Annotated in this window: 13 protein-coding genes; 9 read left to right on the top strand and 4 right to left on the bottom strand. The window is 50.2% G+C overall.

The window, feature by feature from the left end; all coding sequences use genetic code 11:
- Positions 1-280: 280 nt before the first annotated feature.
- The 4 genes from IGS16_RS04660 to IGS16_RS04645 form a co-directional block, all read right to left on the bottom strand.
- Positions 281-556 carry a hypothetical protein gene (locus IGS16_RS04660; protein WP_297083729.1) on the bottom strand — a complete coding sequence of 92 codons (276 nt, stop codon included), beginning with the start codon at positions 554-556 and terminating at the stop codon, positions 281-283.
- A 48-nt stretch (positions 557-604) separates the two neighbouring features.
- Entirely contained in the window at positions 605-2,719 is a 2,115-nt protein-coding gene (locus IGS16_RS04655; RefSeq protein ID WP_297083728.1) for a tyrosine-protein kinase domain-containing protein, read from the bottom strand.
- A 237-nt stretch (positions 2,720-2,956) separates the two neighbouring features.
- Positions 2,957-4,315, bottom strand: coding sequence for an SLBB domain-containing protein (locus IGS16_RS04650; RefSeq protein ID WP_297083726.1), 1,359 nt, complete (start codon positions 4,313-4,315; stop codon positions 2,957-2,959).
- 313 nt (positions 4,316-4,628) lie between these two features.
- The gene (locus tag IGS16_RS04645) at positions 4,629-6,617 is read right to left on the bottom strand and encodes a right-handed parallel beta-helix repeat-containing protein (RefSeq protein WP_297083725.1); all 1,989 of its coding nucleotides are present in this window, start codon (positions 6,615-6,617) and stop codon (positions 4,629-4,631) included.
- A gap of 987 nt (positions 6,618-7,604) precedes the next feature.
- On the opposite strand from IGS16_RS04645, the gene IGS16_RS04640 reads away from it, so the two are divergent.
- From IGS16_RS04640 to IGS16_RS04600, 9 genes are all read left to right on the top strand, one after another.
- The gene (locus IGS16_RS04640; protein WP_297083723.1) at positions 7,605-9,299 is read left to right on the top strand and encodes an ABC transporter ATP-binding protein; all 1,695 of its coding nucleotides are present in this window, start codon (positions 7,605-7,607) and stop codon (positions 9,297-9,299) included.
- Between the two features lie 137 nt (positions 9,300-9,436).
- Positions 9,437-10,738, top strand: coding sequence for a glycosyltransferase family 4 protein (locus IGS16_RS04635; RefSeq protein WP_297083721.1), 1,302 nt, complete (start codon positions 9,437-9,439; stop codon positions 10,736-10,738).
- A 189-nt stretch (positions 10,739-10,927) separates the two neighbouring features.
- Positions 10,928-11,776: a glycosyltransferase gene (locus IGS16_RS04630; RefSeq protein WP_297083719.1), complete on the top strand. Its 849-nt coding sequence runs from the start codon at positions 10,928-10,930 to the stop codon at positions 11,774-11,776.
- 146 nt (positions 11,777-11,922) lie between these two features.
- Complete coding sequence (locus IGS16_RS04625) at positions 11,923-12,912, top strand: KpsF/GutQ family sugar-phosphate isomerase (RefSeq protein WP_297083717.1); 990 nt, start codon at positions 11,923-11,925, stop codon at positions 12,910-12,912.
- 134 nt (positions 12,913-13,046) lie between these two features.
- Positions 13,047-13,934, top strand: coding sequence for a glycosyltransferase family 2 protein (locus IGS16_RS04620; RefSeq protein WP_297083714.1), 888 nt, complete (start codon positions 13,047-13,049; stop codon positions 13,932-13,934).
- A 35-nt stretch (positions 13,935-13,969) separates the two neighbouring features.
- Entirely contained in the window at positions 13,970-14,716 is a 747-nt protein-coding gene (gene kdsB / locus IGS16_RS04615; protein ID WP_297083712.1) for a 3-deoxy-manno-octulosonate cytidylyltransferase, read from the top strand.
- Entirely contained in the window at positions 14,709-16,340 is a 1,632-nt protein-coding gene (locus tag IGS16_RS04610) for a glycosyltransferase (protein ID WP_297083711.1), read from the top strand. The genes kdsB and IGS16_RS04610 overlap by 8 nt, the downstream gene beginning before the upstream one ends.
- A gap of 147 nt (positions 16,341-16,487) precedes the next feature.
- On the top strand, positions 16,488-17,321 hold the full coding sequence (gene kdsA / locus IGS16_RS04605; RefSeq protein ID WP_297083709.1) for a 3-deoxy-8-phosphooctulonate synthase: 834 nt from the start codon (positions 16,488-16,490) through the stop codon (positions 17,319-17,321).
- Entirely contained in the window at positions 17,314-17,823 is a 510-nt protein-coding gene (locus tag IGS16_RS04600) for an HAD family hydrolase (RefSeq protein WP_297083708.1), read from the top strand. The genes kdsA and IGS16_RS04600 overlap by 8 nt, the downstream gene beginning before the upstream one ends.
- The last annotated feature ends 97 nt before the right edge of the window (positions 17,824-17,920 follow it).

The raw sequence follows: 17,920 nt of genomic DNA, 5'->3' as shown, positions 1-17,920 counted from the left end.
AACATTTCCTAAAAGTTAGCTGGTTGCAGGCACTCCCATCAGGGGGTGCCTTTTCCTGTTGGAACATGGAGCAACAGGATATGCAACTCTTGCTCCCCTTCTCCCGACTTGGGAGAAGGGGGTGGGGGATGAGGGCAGGCAGAGATGGAGCGACCAGGACAACCAGTCGAGGTCGTCACCTTTCCCGTCGTGCTGTCGAGCGAGGCGGTTCTACCCCGCTTCACAAGAGAATTTCCTAAAGATTTTCCCTGAATCTGGAAAAAGGGCGTTGAAATAGACACTAAGATGCAGCCAGGTGTGCATCCGTATTGGCATCATAGTTTCTCAAGTGAAACCCATCCATGCCCTCTTTGCAGTTGCCCCTCTGGCGGACAGTGGCGGCGTTGCCCCCGGTGAATGGGGAACTTGGTCCAGCCCAGCCAACGCTAGCTTTAAGGGCGGCGATCGCCCGGTCGAACTTGTTTCCTGGTACAACGCGATTGAGTTTTGCGATCGCCTCTCTCAGCGCACAGGCACCAATCTCTATGCAACGGCTGCAATCTCCGTCAAGGCTCAATCCACCATCCAAAATCGCAAATCCAAAATCGTAAATCCAAAATCGCTCCTAAACCCTCGTGTAGACCGAATAGGGCATCTTCTCATTGACTCGTACCCGATTCGCCACAATCCCCAAAATCGGCAGGTTCGACACGCGGAAGCTTTCCAGCGCATCGGACAATTGCTTGCGCTGGAGCTGCCCCAGGCTGGCGATAATCAGCGTGCCGTTGGTGTAGGCGGCAACTACGCTGGAATCCGCCAGGTTCATGATCGGCGGCGTGTCGTAAATCACCAGGTCGAACAGGCCGGCGCACTGGCGGGCGACTTCCTGCATCCGGGGCGAGGTAAGCAGGCGGATGGGGTTGGGAGCCATCGAGCCAGCGGTGATGACGTAGAGCGAGGAGTCGGGCGATCGCCGCCGGATCACCTGCTTTAGCGACACATCATTATCGCTCAGCAAATCCGTCAAGCCCAGGTCATTCGGCAGGCTCAGCCGCTCGTGCAGTGTCGGCCGCCGCAAATCGGCATCCACCAGCAGCACCCGCTGACCCAGCGAAGCCGCCGCCTGCGCCAGATACAGCGCCACGGTGGATTTGCCCTCTTCCGGCGTTGCAGAGCTAATGGCGAGCGATCGCAGCGGTTGCGACGCACTCAGCAAATTCACCTTGGTGAGCAATGCCTGAAAAGCCTCAAGAAACAGGGGCGAGAGCGGTTGCTCGACTATGCAAATCGGCTCAGGTTGCAGCGGAATCTTGCCCAATACCGGGAGTTTGGTGCCAGACTTCAGTTCCTCCAACGTGTGATAGCGATCTGTTATTACTTCTACGAGGATGCCAACACCAATGCCTAAAGCTGAGCCCAGCAGAGCTGCCAAAATTAGGAGCGCTTGCTTATTTACTTTCTCTACGTTAAGGGGTTCCCCGGTTCCATCTCGCAGCAAAGAGGGAGGATTAATCAGTTCCCAGGGAGTTTGCTGCTGGGCGGCATCAACTTGCAGCGCCTTTTGCCGCGTCGAAAATTCCGTCAAGATCCCTGTAGCCACATTAAGCTTGCGCTGAAGTTCTTCATACTCGTTAGCGGCTGCAGGCAATTCTCGAATCTTTTGCTGGATAAGATTTTCTGACTGGGCGATCGCCCGCTGACGATTTTCCAGCACCTGAATTTCATCTTCAATCTTGCCAAGTACCCGCTGGGCTTCTCGATTAATGAGCTGCTGCAAATTGCTGCGCCGTTCTTGGAGATACTGCATATCGGGATTCAAGTCGGTCATGAGAGCTGACTCTGCTGCCATCTCCCCTTCTAGCTGCTGAAACAGATTAAGCAATGCGCTGTATTCCGGCGCGACGCTCAAAATTGCAATTGGATCACTGCTAGCTAACGCCCGATAGCGAGCCCGCTCTGCGGCAATTTCCGCATTGGAATCCAATCGCTGTTGTCTTAGATTGCCAGATTGCTGGGTGAGCTGGGTGCCCTCTAGCGAAGGGTCAATCAATAGGTTCTGCTCCCGAAAAACTTGCAACCGGCGTTGTAGACTATCCACTTGGGCTTGCAGGATTGGAATTTGCTCGTCGATGAACTTAATAGCTTGACCAATTCTGGTCTGGCGCTCTTGCAAAGCGTACTTCAAGTACACTCCTGAAAGCTGCTCCAAGTCTGTTAGCGCATCCTCAGGTGTCTCGGCTTGATAGGTGACACGAATAATTTTGGTACCACCGTCTTCTGCGCTATTCTCCACCACAAGCCGTTCAACTGCTAAATTCTGCTCAACAACCTGCTGGGCAATTTCAGCAGGCATGTCTGGATATCGAGCCAATAGCCGATCAACCAAGGTCTGAGTTAAGCGAGGGCTGAGAAGAACCTGAATTTGAGTGTCGTAGTCCAAACCGGACTGCTGGGCGTTGCCTCCAGAAGCAGCGTTTTGAGCAGAAGCGGCCTGTCGCGTGGCCTGCGCCTCAGCAGTAACTGGTTCTACAAGTAAGTCAAAACTTGCTGAATAGACTGGATTGGTTTTTTCAGCAATCCAGACGATTGGAATGGTTGCAAGAGCGGTTGTGGCGATCGCCACGCCAGCAATAATCGGCGCTCGGCGCTTTAGTGTTGCAAAGAGCCAGCCTAAGCTCCAAGACTCATCCTCAGCTTTGGAGTCAGTTGCCAGGGCTTCGTACTCAATTACTTGCGGCAAGGCAAGATTCTGACTGGCTGCATAGGGTTCTTGAGAATTCGGTTGAGGAGATCGAGGATTTCGCGGAGTCTGCATGGCTTGCTAGGGTAGTTAGTAGATAAAAAGCGATTCGGAGGCACTAATACTCTGAAGGGAATGAATGCTATTTTGCGGCTTACTCGGTAAGGATTTTGCAAAATTAACAGAACAGCAGGCCACGGCTCGTTTATTCAAGCCGAAATCGAGCCAGGAAGCCCACTACAGCCCAAATAGCCGCAACAGGTTGACGATTGGAAAGACCGAGCCAAGCGGAGCTACCAAAGATTCAAAGCTATCTGAAAAAGTAGTCAAATCCGAGCGACCCACGACAATTACGTCGTTTCCGCGCAGAGCTGGGTTGTTAGCGGCGCTGAGGCTAGCAGAGAAGTCAATAGGGATGGTTTGCTCCGTCACTGTGCCATCTGGATTGAGGCGCAGCAGCTTTACCGAACTGCGGCGAGCCCGCCGATTGTTAAACCCCCCTGCTGCTAGGATGGCTTGATTGAGCGGGGTATTGGGACGAAGCTGCACCAAGCCTGGATTATTGACTTCGCCTACCACATAAACTGGGATAGAGTCAGGTGAAAAAGTTGCCGTAGCTAGCTCAGTTACCTCTGCTGGGTTCAGGTCAGTTGCAGTGGGAATCAGAACCGTATCGCCGTTCTGTAAGACGGTGTCCTGATTAACGTCCCCTTCTTGCAGCAGTGCCCACAGATCCACATCAAGCGTTTGAACCGTTCCGCTAGCTGTTTGTCGGCGCACCTGAATTTGTCGGACATTGGCAACCTCCGTGATGCCTCCAGCCGCCTGAATAGCACGGGTGACAGTAGGCACAAAGTCTTGGCGTTCATTTGCGTCACTATTGCTGCTTGAAGACGCGAGAGTATGGCTACCCGGCCGCTTCACTTCCCCCACCACCACCACGTCGATGGGACGATTTGCTGAAGCGTAGAGATTAGCGCTAGCGAGCTGGCGAGCCTCCGCCAAATTCAGGGTTCGAGCCGCTGGAATGAGGATACTGTCCCCATCGCGCAGGGTAATGTCCTGCTGTAAATCTCCCCGTTGCAGTAGGTTCCACAGGTTTACCGTAATTAGTTGCGAGGTGCTCTGATTGGGGCCTGTCCGCCGAGTTCGGCGAATCTGGATTTGACGCACATTGGCGGCTGAGTTGACCCCGCCCGCATCTCTGATAGCACTGGTCAGGGTTGGCAGCCTCACGGCAGACAGGTCGGCACCGCCGCCGCCCGACGCAAGACTTACCACATAGGAACCGGGTCGGGCGACCTCGCCGGAAACGCTGAAGCGGAGGGGACGGGGAGCGAGGAGGCTAACAGTGACAATAGGGCGGCGATAAAACGGGGCATAGCGCTGGGAAATGGCTGCTGCCGCCTGCTGGAGGGTCAGCCCTTCAACGAATACGGTACCAGCTAGGGGCAGATTGAGGGTGCCGTCTACTAAAACTTGCTGGGGACCGCTGTAGGTCTCTACTCTGAAGAGATTGATTTGAATGCGATCGCCCGGCCCCAGCGTATAGGCATCCTCTGCAAAAACAGCCTCCCCGATTGGCGTTGTTCCCATGAATTGGGCCTGGGCGTAGGCGGGCAAGACACTGCTCGTAACAGGTAATAGGCTTAGGATCGGCACAACAGCAGATGCAATGTAGCGTTTCAGCATAGGCACAGCGACAAAGCCTCCATAGATAAGGAGCAAAACGCCTTAACTCAGTAAAAGGCGAAACACTCTTCTGAGGTTTTCTAAACTTTGTCTTAAGAAACCGGAGAAGCCTGATGAATTCACGGAATCTACACAAAACTGGGCAATAAACTATTCCAGATCAGCCCCAAAATACGCTTCACGTGTGCTTCAATTCCCTGGCTAGGTGTCTGTGCAGTTAAGAAGCAGGGAGAGTAAGCTTGAGGTTTCCGCTTTTATCTCGATAGGCATCTTCCTGTAAACCCACTTGTTCCCAAAATTGCTCTGGAACCTGCGTTCTTCGCAGCAACTCTTTGGGAATAGCGGAGACAATCGCCCTAGGGTCATCGCTATCTATCTCGATTGAAATCTGTGGGTTGTTTTGCCGCTTAAAGTCATTGTTTTCGTCCACCAAGGGCTGCTGCGAAGGAATTAGTCGGAAATCAATGTTTTCGGTATTCACGGCGAGATTATGAACTGCTTGATTGTCAAGGGGCGATCGCATGTCCCGATTTTCGCGCAACTTTTTCGCCAACTCAGGATACTTGGTCGCTAGCGGCGGTTGCAGCGGATTATGCTCCATCGTCTTCCGATACAGCTCATCGTTGCAATCAGGCGTCTGGTAATTTTCTAGGGTGCAATAGGTATTGATTAACCCCCGCGTGTCAATCCTCAAGGCCGCCCGCGTGGCTTTGATCAAAATATTGCCAATGATTTTTTGATCGTGGCCACCCCCGACCCAAACGCCCACCGTACCCCCATGGATGACGTTCCCCACGACGGTCGTGCCCGCATCTCGATCATCAAAATAAATACCAATGTCGCCAAACTCGTCCTGGGTAAAGGGGCCGTAGACAATTCCAGTATCGGCATCTTCGGCAGCCTGAACAGGATTGAAATACCGTCCTATATGGTGAATGTAGTTGTTCCGAATTGCATGGCCTCGGTTGACCCAACTGCGACCGCGATAGAATGCGCCTGCATCTTCTGTCTCGATTACAACATGGTGAATCTCATTCCAAGCCATTTGATGATCGCTGCCCCCAAAGGCAACTGCCATGTGGGGGTGGTTGTAGATGAGATTATGAATCAGTTGTCCCCCACTAGCCTCCAAATCCACAGCGGGGCGGTAGTAGCGCTCCCAGCGGTTCACATCGTGGATGCGGTTATTCTGAGCTAGGTTGTGGGAGGGCTGATAAAGCTTACCTTTCTCTCGATTACCGTCCAGCATAATCCCGCCTGCGGCAGTGTGGTAGATGTCATTGGAAAGCAGGGTGATATTCTCGCCGGTCGTAACTACGCCCTTGCCCCCTGCATTACGAACTACGCAGCCCGCTAGACTCAGATGGTGGCCTTCTAGGCGTACTGCTGTGCCCCGGCTAGCTTCAATTACCACATTCTGGAGGCTAATGTGGTGAGCGCCTGGCTCAAAAACAACCGCATTTTCCAGCATAGATATGATGAATTCGGGCGGCTGAGGGGAAGGTTTCGGGTAAACATAGAGGATGCCTGTGGCGCGATCGAGGTACCACTCCCCTGGCTGATCGAGTTCTTCGAGCAGGTTAAACACAAAAAATCGACCGAACGGCTTACCTTCATCCTCGCTAAAGCCATAGGGCAATGGTGCTTCTGTGAGGGTGATGGTCTTCTCGTTGGCATCAATGCTGGCGACCTTGATTGTGTCGTCCGACCAAGTATTAGACCAACTGCCATAGACCCACGCGTCATCGACATTCCAGCGCTCAAGGCGATCGCCTTTAATCTGAAACTTCTTGCCTTTGAGACCCTCTGGAAAGCCCTGAACCTGTATCCATCCCTCTCTGGGATGTCGATTGGGGTAGCGGGCCAGCGTCAGCGCTTCACCATCCTGAAAAAGTTCCAGATGAAGCTGGCTCGCGTCTGGTTCTGTGTAGGTTCCTCGACGCTGGAGCTGACCGTAGTCCGTAATTCCCAAGGACTTCAAATCCGCTTGCAAGACTCGATCTCTTGCTGCTTCAGGCAAGCGAGCCTGTTCTGCCGGATTGGCGATCGCAGTCCATGCAGAAGCCGGAATGGGTTGCCCCGCCACCAGTCGTGCAGTTTCCCCAGGGGCGCTGCTGATCAATACTGGACGTTCAGCAGTGCCGCTTTCATTACCCGTCAGCCGCAGCGGTTGGGATAGAAAATAGGTTCCACCTCTAAGACACATGCTGACACCAGGACTTTGAAGCTTTTGGGTTATCTTCTCTGGGTTAAACAAGCCCTCTATAGGCGGGCTAATTGTAACTGTGCAATCCGCTAATGCTGATGTCCAAGATAAATCGCTGACAGTTGGTTTCAGTGAGGGCTGCTTGGAAGAACTCGTCAGCAGAAGGGAAGACTTCAGGAAGCTCATCCCAATTATCCCGATTAGAACTGCTAGGAAAAGAAGCTTGTAAGAGTTCGTCATGGTATATGAATGAATGGCAGACTTATATCGACAATCAAGATTGAGATAAGAGTCGATCCTTTTTGCTCTACGATAAGGTTGCCTTGACGGGCTTTATTTTGCAGGGGAGAAGGGACTGATTTCAATTGTTCGTTGTAATTTCTCTGTTTTTGACTTTTCTCTAGGCATCTGAAAACTGTTTATTTTGGGTTAACCAGGTACGTTGGCGCGAGGATCAAATCCTCTGCAGAAAAACCCTAAATAAGATTCAGTCTTGATTTCTTGTTCTGCCAGTTCCGACGTAAGACTTCTTATGCACAAGCAGAGTCTTACTGCGTCATGGTATAAAAAGCCACATTGCCCGGGCTATAACCTCAAAACAAGAAGTAGAAAAGAAAGAGTATTTTTCTAAATGGCTAGAGTGCTGAAATGTTCGCTTAAGTTCTTCACTGCTTTAGTGTTCAATCCGGATAAATCTGAGAAATTTTAAGGAAGCTTCTGATTATTCAGAAGCTAATTAAGGTTTGATAGATTCCTGTCCATTGAGATGCAATCTAGTGCTTTGGCATAATAGAATTTCAAGGGCACCATCTTCTCAACTCTATATTGAGCTTTTCCTTCTCACTGCCAAAAGCTAGCAAAGGCACGCAACCCATGTCTAGGTCAAAAGCGCTGATGCCCAAGTACTTCCAGAAGGTTTGGTACATACTAGGCGACTCCAGGAAACAACTCCCATTTCTGATCTTTGTTTTTACAGTTTCATCTTTCATGGAGACGCTAGGGATTGGCATGCTATCTCCCTTCTTTGGCATCGTTTCAAATCCTAATTTGATCCAAGAGAATCCTATTATTCGACGGGTTAATACTCTTCTGGGTATTCAATCTAGTCAGCAATTTATTTTCTTTCTCTGCGCTCTGATTAGTGTACTTTTTATTCTTAAATCTATTCTCTACTTTTTATCAAAGTTCTATATTCTTAGGTTTGGCAACTTTCAACTTGCCTCTATGATTGAGAGCCTAAACAGAGCTTATCTCTACAGTGATTACAACTACTTTCTGTCTAAAAACTCTTCCGCGCTAGTCAAAAACATTGCTTATGAAACCAAGAGCTTTCGATCTGCTGTTCTAATACCTTTGCTCTATGGCACCTCAAATTTTATTGTGCTGGTTTTCCTGCTAGGGCTTATGGCAGCAACTGATTTGCTGTTATTGATAGGCGTGCTGACGACCCTCCTACCAGTAGTCTTGCTGGTTTATGTGATGAGAGGTCGTCTCCGACGATGGGGAAAGAATAGCTCAGAGGCGCTGCAAAAAATTATTGTGACGCTTAACCATGGACTGGGCGGCTTTAAGGAAACTCGCGTTATCGGCTGTGAGCCTTATTTCGAGCAAGAGATGCGGAAACACACCCGTCAATATGTTCGATCCGAAGTTCTACTTTACAGCTTTGACACGCTGCCTCGAATTCTAATCGAGACAGTTCTAGTCGTTTTTATTGTTTCCTTTATTGGTATTAGCCAACTTTTTCTATCCCGCAGCACGGGTGCCCTAATTTCTAGCCTAAGTGTGTTTGCAGTGGCTTCTATTCGCCTGCTGCCTGCGCTGACTCAACTGGTTTCGGTTCTTGGAAGCTTACAAAGCTCAAAACATGCCGTTGATATCCTGTATTCAGATCTAACCACTATTGAGAAGCAGTTGGGTCAGAGGCATAATAACGTTGCGTTAAATGGTGGCAAGTTGAAATCCGAGAATCAGCCTGCAACTCTGAGCTTCAATCGACGAATTCAAATCTCCCATATCTCATACCGCTATTCTGAAAAGCTTAAACCTGCTATTGACGGAATCTCTCTGGAGATTCGGAAAGGTGAGTCTATTGCCTTTATCGGTAAATCTGGTGCAGGCAAGACTACTCTAGTGGATATTATCCTAGGGCTACTAACGCCTCAATGGGGTGACATTAAGGTCGATGGGGTCTCTATTTATCGCCATCTTCGAGCCTGGCAGAACTTAGTAGGTTACATCCCTCAGTCTATTTTTCTATTAGATGATACTGTTGAGCGCAATATTGCCTTTGGAGTTCCGGATGATCAGATTGACTCAAGAAGATTGCAGCAGGCGATCGCCGCTGCCCAACTCCAGGAACTAGTAGCCCAGCTTCCCCAGGGCATTCATACTCGTGTTGGAGAAAGGGGAGTGATGCTCTCAGGAGGGCAGCGCCAGCGGATTGGGATTGCCCGGGCCCTTTATCACGAGCGGGAAATTCTAGTGCTGGATGAGGCAACCTCTGCCCTCGACAACGAGACTGAAAAGAAGGTCAGCCAAGCCATTCAAGCCCTCTCTGGCAAGAAGACTATTATTCTTATCGCCCATCGACTGTCTACTGTTGAACATTGCGATCGCATCTATTTGCTAGAGAAGGGGAGAATTGTTAAATCTGGCAAGTACGCTGAAGTGGTGAAATAGGAGTCTCTCCAGCCTAAGTACTGCCGAAGGATGATTGATAGCCTCAGGGACAATCTTATTTTGAACTACGGCAAATCAGGGGCTTCAATTTGAATTAGCTTGACTCATAATGATTTGCTCCTCATCTGGGCCTCAACATGAATAGTACTTTCGCCCAAAAAACAATCTACATTTTAGTGTTTTCTAAAGCGATTCAGGGTAAGCGTTTTTCACGATTTAGCAGTAATCCAGGCGTTGGAGGCACGCAGTTTATTTCTATTTCTCTAGCGCTGCATCTTGCGGAAGCATATCCTGACTGGCAGGTGAGGCTAGTCAGTAACTCCGAAGTTCAGCTTGAAAACGCCACACAAAATATTAAACAGGAAATATTCGACGAAGCGATTGACTTCTTCAAAGCTTTAGCACTTTTAGAAGACCACCTACAGTCTGCAATCATTCTTGGAACAGCCTCCTTCCTCAACGGCATTGATCCTAGCCTTCTAAAGAAGTTTGAGGCGCGATTGGTCTGCTGGAGCCATCATCCTTTCGATGTAGGAGCAGCAAGTCTAGTCTCCAAGCTTACTCCTAGGGCAGTTGTTTGTGTTGGCACCTATCAGTTCTACTCCAATAAACGCCTCAATGCCAGGGTTTATCAGATCCAAAATATTTTTATTGCGCCCAGATATCCAGATACAGACTGGCGAGAAACCATCGACCCAGAAAAACTCAATATTGTCTTTCTGGGTGCTCTGGTTCCTGCTAAAGGTTTTTTGGAGGTTGCTAAAGCGTGGAGAGGACTTAAAGATCGCTTTCCTGCGGTGCGGCTACACGTTATTGGCTCTGCCGGAACCTATGGTTTAAGGTCTGACTCTGGGCTGGTCCCCACTTCTTCCGACTATGCTCAAGCCATTCTCAACTTTATTCCGGAGGAGGATATTCACCAGGGCTTAGTCATTTTCTATGGCAACTTGGGCGAAGAAAAGTTTGACATCATCCAGAAATGTGATTTAGCAATTCTGAATCCGACGGGCTACACCGAAGCGTTTCCTGCATCTCCGCTGGAGTGCATGGCATGTGGTGTGCCTGTAATTGCCTCCGATGACCACGGTATGTCAGATTGCATGAGGTTTTTCCCAGAACTGGTGCTGCGGAGTCCGCAGGATATCGTTCATCGGGTCGAATGGCTAGTTGCGGATCCGCTCCGCTATCTTGAAATCCAGCACCGAGCTATTGCCATAGCCCAGTGGTTCCATCTCCAGCGTGCGGTCATTCTCACGCGCTGGATTAGGCTGCTGGAGGCAATCTTGGACTCAACGGATACAAAACTAGACCTTGCTCCCATGCTGCCCTTTTATGGGTCAAGACGGAAGCTGATGATTCGTCGGGATATCCGCCCCCGTCTATCAGTGGCTAAGCGCTTGATTCTATCACCGTTAAAGGCGTTGGGTGTCGGGAAATAGCTGACTCGACATGAAGTTTTCATCCAGTTAAAGCTTTTATTGGTTTCTGCGTAGTTTCAACGGATTTGCGGCTCGGGGGCTGAATGTTGATATAAAGCTGCTGGATAGCAATGCAAGGGCTTGGTTTCTAAATTGGGAAGTGGTTTTAGCGATATTTTACTTGTCAACCTCAGCCGAGTAGAGAGGATCATGGGGAATCAAGAGCGAATTCGAGTGTTTATTGGCTCAGGTGAAGCTAGCCTGTTAGAGCGGAAGGTTTCTATCTATTCCCTGCGAAAAACGACTCAGCGAGCATTAGATATCTACGTCTTCAACGGCACCCACAATTCCATTGAGCTAAACGATGAAGAACCATTTTTAGCGCCCCTCTCTCTCAAGCTTAAGTATCGGAATACGACCGAATTTAGCCTATATCGCTACCTGATTCCCCAGATTTGTAACTACCAGGGCAAGGCCATCTATATTGACTCTGACACGATTTGTTTGGCCGACATTGGGGAGCTGTTCGATACGCCGCTGGGAGAGTATAACTTCTTGACAAAAGCCGATTCCTACAGCCATTTGGGTGAAAGCCTGTGGGGATTGAGCGTTATGCTAATTAACTGTGAAACGGCTCGCTTTGACCTGGAGTGCTACTATCAGGAAATCGAGCAAGGGCTGTATACCGAAAGAGATTTATCTCAAATGAGTCCTGCCTTTTTGCAGCATCATCCCTTCAAGATTGGCAAGCTCGATCCAGCGTGGAATTCGTTTGATTACTACGATCGCACGACTAAGTTAATTCACTATACCGACCTCTATCGGCAGCCTTGGAAAGCCCCTGATCATCCCTACGGTGAGCTGTGGTTTCGCCATTTTCGAGAGGCGATCGCCGCTGGTTTCATCACCGACCAAGATATCGAACTCAGTTTGGTTCGCTCCTACGTGCGGCGCGATATTCTCCAGGGCAATTCGCCGCCCCCCAGTGCAAAAGCAGCCCTAAAGCGAGTTTTTAGCTTTACGAAAGCCTCCATGCAAAACCTGCTACAGCATTTTTGAAGCTAGTGAGGTACACGGATGGTCAATAAGCCCTTGCCTCGTGAGGGCAGCGTGTGCCTCACCCCGCAAGAAAATGCTGTAAACATGCAGCCTGCCTAGAGTCTTATTCATTCCCCTCAAGTTAGGACGTAAGTTAGGACGGTATCATGATCTCGACTGTGGCTATCCCTGTTCATCAGATGGCTGAGCTTCTCAAGTTAGAAGCTAGCGCCATTCATCAAGCGGCTGAGCGGCTAGATTTCGCTCAAATCGAGCAATCCCTAACGCTGTTGCAGGAATGCAAAGGCAAAGTGGTTTTGTCCGGTGTGGGCAAATCCGGCATTGTCGCCCAAAAGATTGCTGCGACGCTCATGAGCATCGGCACGGTCGCCTTTTTCCTGCATCCTTGCGAAGCCCTACACGGAGATCTGGGGGCAGTTACGCCGGAGGATGTCGTTATCCTTTTAAGCAACAGCGGTGAGACAGAAGAGCTAGTTCAGATGCTGCCTCACCTAAAGCACCGTCGCGTCCCTATCATTGCTCTGGTGGGCAATTTGGCGTCTACTTTGGCGCGCCAGGCAGACGTGGTGCTGGATGCGTCAGTCGCCCGAGAGGCTTGCCCGCTGAACCTAGCGCCGACCACCAGCACAACGGTTGCCCTGGCGATTGGCGATGCCCTGGCGATGACCCTTATGCAGATGCGAGGCGTTACAGAAAAAGACTTTGCAATTAACCACCCGGCCGGTCGCCTAGGCAAGCGGCTGACTCTGCAAGTCAAAGACTTAATGTTTGAAGGTTCTAGCGAAGCCAAGCTTTTGCCTAGCGCCTCTTGGCTAGAGGTGGTGACGGCGATTACCAAAGGCGGCGCAGGGGCAGTATCTATCGTAGATGACCAGAATCGACTCGTGGGCCTAGTAACGGACGGAGACCTACGGCGCTGGATGCAACGAACAGAGCCGACTGCTTTGGTGAGCCTAACAGCGGAAGCTATTATGACCAAGCAGCCTGTGGCGATCGCCCCTGATGCCCTGGCCTATGATGCCCTGAGGCTGATGGAAGATCGTCCCTCGCAGATTTCAGTGCTGCCTGTAGTCGATGACCAAAACTATTGCATGGGACTGCTTCGACTGCATGACCTGCTGCGTAGTGGACTGTAGTTGATTGAAATCGCTTTAAAGGAACTTATTTCTGTCAAGCTATGCGATGCCCTAAGCTGAATGAGCTGCTAGATCCCCCTAAGGAACGAACTGGATGGCCGTGGACAGTGGAAAGCCCTCAGTTACCAGACACAATGCCTGACGGTAAGCCCTGGCCTAAAATTAGCATTGTTACGCCGTCCTATCAACAAGGGCAGTTTATTGAGGAGACAATCAGAACTGTTTTGCTTCAGGGCTATCCGAATCTGGAATACATCATTATGGATGGTGGTAGTCAGGATGAAACGGTTGAGATTATTCGACGATATGAGAGGTTTCTAACGTCATGGGTTAGCGAGCGCGATCGAGGTCAATCAGACGCTATTAACAAAGGCTGGTCTGCGTCAACGGGTGACATTCTGTACTGGTTAAACTCTGATGATCTGCTGCTGCCTGGAACTTTGGCTAAGGTAGCAGAGGCATTTAATCGTGAAGAAGGAACCCAAATTGTCTCTGGCGTTTGCTCAGTTACCGATTCAAAACTAGTAGAGTATCGCATCAAGCCGCCGCGAGATTTTGATATCGAGTATTTTTTGATGGGTGAGTTGGGTCCAGGTCAGCCAGCAGTGTTTATTTCCAGAGCAGTTTTCGAGAAGGTTGGGCCAGTGGATGAGAGCCTTCACTATACGATGGATCGTGAATACTGGACTCGTATTAGCTATCTTTGTCCTGGAATTAAGGCAGTTAAACTATCTGACAAGCTGGCAATTTCTCGAGAGTGGTTTGACTGTAAGTCTGTCAAAAACATGGGTATTGCCTATCAAGAACGTCTGAAAATTTTGGACAAGATCTACTCTCAACCAGATGTTCCATCAAATGTTAGGGGCCTGAAGCGACGTGCTTATGGTACAACGACATGGGCTTCAGCCTGTCTTTTGAAAGACGATAAAAAATGTTCTGAGGCACTGAGAATGATGTTCGCCGCTTTGCGCTGGAATCCGCTGCGGGTCAAATCAGTTCCCAAATTTCTCCTAACCCTATAGGTATCCTGTTCCCTAAGCTTTAAGGTGAGTTTGCTATGAAGATATTAGCGGTGATTCCTGCCCGATACGATTCTCAGCGCTTTCCAGGGAAGCCTCTGGTGAAGATTGGCGATCGCCCTATGGTGCAGTGTGTCTATGAAGCTGCGATGAGCTGTCCTGCCTTTGCCAAGGTGGTGGTGGCAACCGATAGTGAGCTAGTGGCAGACTGCGTGCGCCAGTTTGGAGGGGCAGTGGAAATGACGCGATCGGATCATGCAACGGGAACTGATCGAGTAGCGGAAGTGGCGGAACGCTATCCTGAGATGACGGCGATCGCCAACGTGCAAGGGGATCAGCCGTTTGTCACGGGTCAAATGCTAACTCAACTGGTCGCACCTTACCTCAATGGCGAATCTCCTGCCATGACGACATTAGCCTGCCCCCTTGACATGGAAAAGGGATACACCGATCCCAATTCGGTAAAGGTACTTTGTGATCGCCACAGCAATGCAATTTACTTCTCGCGATCGCCCATTCCTTACTTTCGGAATCCTGGCAGCGTCCCAGTTTTTCATCATTTAGGACTGTATGCCTTTAGTCAGGAGTTTTTATCTAAATATGCTCACCTAACGCCAACGCCGCTTGAGCAGTGTGAGGGATTGGAGCAACTTAGGGTTTTAGAACATGGGTTCTCAATTCGAGTCTGTCTTACGGAAAAATCAGTCCTCGAAATTAACACACCCGAAGACCTAATTCAGGCTCAGCAGTTAATTAAAGGCGCAGCCACGGTGAATCATGCTTAGACCGAAAGAGTTGTTCCTGTATGGGCGGCCTGCGAAGTTATCTGAGTTCAAATTTGATGAATCGGGTAAGGATTCAATCATAGCCTGCCCGCGCCCGCCCAAGGAGGCGGTGGCAGCCGGTCGGGCGATCGCCGTTCCTGCTGGGGAGTTTAGCGTTGATCAGGTAATCAAGCAACTTCCACCGGGCTATCAGCCGGATATCGTGCATATCTCTGCCCGCAACTTGAACTTCAAGCCCATCGGGCTGCATCGGTTCGGCTGCCCTACGGTCATGAAACTGGGCGACACATTTCACTGGGGAGATGGCACCCTCAGCGGCATGGTTCAGTACTGCCGCCAGCTTCAGTGCGACTATCACTGGGTCTATCAGGGGGTGCAACACCTCCATTTTTTTGCAGAAGCAGGTCTGAAAAATGTCTTTTGGCTACCGGGAACAATGGCCATTGATCCCTATGTGCCACCGCCATCAGACACCAAGCTCTACGATGCTGTCTTCCGGGGTTCCAGGTCAGAATTTCACGTTCAGCGGAGCCGCTTGATTAGTGTTTTAGAACAGTCTGGGGTGGCAATTGATGTTGCCAGCAAGCCCTACCGAGCAAGTCTAGATGACTATCCCAAAGCGAAGATTGTCCTTAACTGTAGTCTTAATGGCGATCTCAATCGTCGCGTGTTTGAAGTGTTGATGGCCGGTGGATTTCTCCTGAGCGATCGCCTCAGTCCTCAGGCTGGTCTTTCTCAGCTATTTCAGGAGGGAACCCATCTCGAGTGCTACGGTGATGAACAAGAATTGCTTGATAAGATTTCCTACTACTTGAGCCATCCAGAAGAAGCTGCCCAGATTGCGTCGGCCGGGCAGCAGCGCTTGCTAGAGTGTTTTAGCCAGGCTGATATCAAGCAAAAATTCTATCGCTACGTCCTCAACCACGAACCATCCCCGCCCTTCACGCTACACCACGATCCGCGTGCCGCCGTTGCTCCCTGCCGAGATCTTGATTTCCTCCATAGCCGCATCAAACTTTATGAAATTGTGCAGGAATTGCACCGAATCAACCCCAAAATTAGCCTGATTTATTGGCAGGGCAAGTGTAAAGAGTTATTAGCGGATTTGGCTGACTTGCCCCGATTAGAAATTACCTACGCTGGTGACGCGCTGAGTGAAGTAAAAGATTACTGTGCCCGAGTGGGAGTGGCGAATCAAATTTGCTTTCAGCACTCCTCCTCTAAGGCTCAGATAGAGCAGTCCATCTACCAAGTTGTGATCATTGATCTGCCGAATGATGACGTAGGACTATCGCGCTGGGCCGAAGAGGCGGTGGCCTTAACCGCTGAATCTGGGTTGCTCTTGATTGCTCATCAACCTATGCCTGGCCTCCGTCGCAAAATCGATGGTTTACTCAAGGCGAAGGGGCTCAAGCCGGTCAGACTCGGCTTCCCTAGCCAAACTTGGGAACCGCAAAAGCCGACCTATTTGGCTTATCAGAGGGGGGAGTCCCCAAATATCGCTGCATCTGCCCCACGGCTGAGCCTCCAGCCCATGTCACTCAGGGTTCATCTGATTCAGAGTGTTAAAAGCCTGCCTTGGTTTCGAGCCGGACGACGGTTGTACCTTGCCACACGAAGATAGTAATAGAGTAGACCTCACATTAGAAGCACTAAAAGCAACTGTTTCTGAAGCAGAGTTTGTTACGCCTAAATCATTTTTTAATCATTTTTGGATTTTTCACGTTCCTACTCCTGTTCCAACTCGCTTGCCCCCTTTAGGAGAACACCCATGCCATGTATCCAGGTTGCTGACTGGTTTGCGATTGGAGACAGTCAACCATTGACGCTGATTGGCGGGCCCTGCGTGATTGAGTCTGAAGAGTTCACGCTGAAGATGGCAGAAGCGATTAAAGCCGTGTGCGATCGCCTTGGAATTCAGTTCATCTTCAAGTCTTCCTTCGACAAGGCCAACCGCACTTCCATTAGTTCATTTCGCGGCCAGTCCCTTGAGGCAGGGTTGGAAATTCTTCAGAGAGTCAAAGACAAAGTTGGAGTGCCCGTTCTGACCGACATTCATGAGAGCTATCAAGCTGCAGCTGTGGCTGAAGTAGTGGACGTACTCCAAATCCCAGCGTTTCTGTGTCGGCAAACGGATCTGCTCTTGGCGGCAGCAGCCACCGGACGAGCCATCAATGTCAAAAAGGGTCAGTTTCTTGCGCCGTGGGACATGAAAAATGTAGTCCGCAAGCTTGAGGCGGGCGGGGCAACCAATCTTTTGCTCACAGAGCGCGGCACCAGCTTTGGCTACAACACGCTTGTCGTAGACTTTCGCTCGCTACCCCAGATGCGAGAGCTTGGCTACCCTGTGGTGTTTGATGCGACCCACAGCGTCCAAATGCCCGGTGGTCAGGGAGATAAGTCTGGGGGACAGCGCCAGTTTGTTCCTTACCTGGCGCGGGCCGCCGCGGCGGTGGGCATTGATGCCCTATTCATGGAAATTCATGAAGACCCAGACAACGCGCCGAGCGATGGGCCTAACATGATTCCTCTCGCAAATCTGGAGTTGACGCTGCGACAAATCCTGGCTGTACACAACAGCCTGCTGGAGGTGGCTCATGGATAAGATGAGTCCTGAGCAACTAAAGCCTTACTTATCTCGCGTTAAGCTGCTGGCGCTCGATGTCGATGGCGTGATGACCGACGGAGGCCTCTACTACACGGACACAGGCGAAGAACTGAAGCAGTTCAATGTCAAAGACGGCATGGGAATCAAGCTGGTCATGGAACGTGGCCTAGTAGTAGCCATCATCACCAACAGCACGTCGAATTCCGTGATCCACCGTGCTAAAAAATTGGGAATCACTCACCTGTTTATGGGTGTGGAGGACAAGCTGGCTGTTCTTCAGAACTTGTGTTCAAAATTAGAAATTTCCTTGGAGGAGGTTGCTTATGTTGGGGATGATGTAAACGACTTGGCAGTGCTCAAAGCAGTTGGGTGTCCTCTGACCGTAGCAGATGCGATCGCCTCTAATCAGGATGCAGCCATCTACATTACAGAACGTCCAGGTGGGCGAGGTGCAGTACGGGAGGTCTGTGACTTACTACTAGAAAGTCAAGTCAGTTAGCGGCCTAAGCAACTGTAAGAATCAACAGAATCATATACAGCTACAGAGGTGTTGAAAGATAGCTCAACATACAAAAAATGGGGGCAGAATGTAGTAT

The organism is Thermoleptolyngbya sp. C42_A2020_037, from assembly GCF_015272455.1.
Lineage (GTDB): Bacteria > Cyanobacteriota > Cyanobacteriia > Elainellales > Elainellaceae > Thermoleptolyngbya.
Note: the sequence above shows the minus strand (reverse complement) of the source record. Positions and strands in the feature narration are given on the sequence as shown.

What these genes read in the sequence shown, in the direction of transcription:
- IGS16_RS04620 (WP_297083714.1), top strand. Translation starts at nt 13,047, where the DNA reads ATGCCTGACGGTAAGCCCTGGCCTAAAATTAGCATTGTTACGCCGTCC.
- IGS16_RS04645 (WP_297083725.1), bottom strand. Translation starts at nt 6,617, where the DNA reads ATGTGTCTTAGAGGTGGAACCTATTTTCTATCCCAACCGCTGCGGCTG.
- IGS16_RS04630 (WP_297083719.1), top strand. Translation starts at nt 10,928, where the DNA reads ATGGGGAATCAAGAGCGAATTCGAGTGTTTATTGGCTCAGGTGAAGCT.
- IGS16_RS04635 (WP_297083721.1), top strand. Translation starts at nt 9,437, where the DNA reads ATGAATAGTACTTTCGCCCAAAAAACAATCTACATTTTAGTGTTTTCT.
- IGS16_RS04600 (WP_297083708.1), top strand. Translation starts at nt 17,314, where the DNA reads ATGGATAAGATGAGTCCTGAGCAACTAAAGCCTTACTTATCTCGCGTT.
- kdsA (WP_297083709.1), top strand. Translation starts at nt 16,488, where the DNA reads ATGCCATGTATCCAGGTTGCTGACTGGTTTGCGATTGGAGACAGTCAA.
- kdsB (WP_297083712.1), top strand. Translation starts at nt 13,970, where the DNA reads ATGAAGATATTAGCGGTGATTCCTGCCCGATACGATTCTCAGCGCTTT.
- IGS16_RS04625 (WP_297083717.1), top strand. Translation starts at nt 11,923, where the DNA reads ATGATCTCGACTGTGGCTATCCCTGTTCATCAGATGGCTGAGCTTCTC.
- IGS16_RS04610 (WP_297083711.1), top strand. Translation starts at nt 14,709, where the DNA reads ATGCTTAGACCGAAAGAGTTGTTCCTGTATGGGCGGCCTGCGAAGTTA.
- IGS16_RS04640 (WP_297083723.1), top strand. Translation starts at nt 7,605, where the DNA reads ATGGAGACGCTAGGGATTGGCATGCTATCTCCCTTCTTTGGCATCGTT.
- IGS16_RS04650 (WP_297083726.1), bottom strand. Translation starts at nt 4,315, where the DNA reads ATGGGAACAACGCCAATCGGGGAGGCTGTTTTTGCAGAGGATGCCTAT.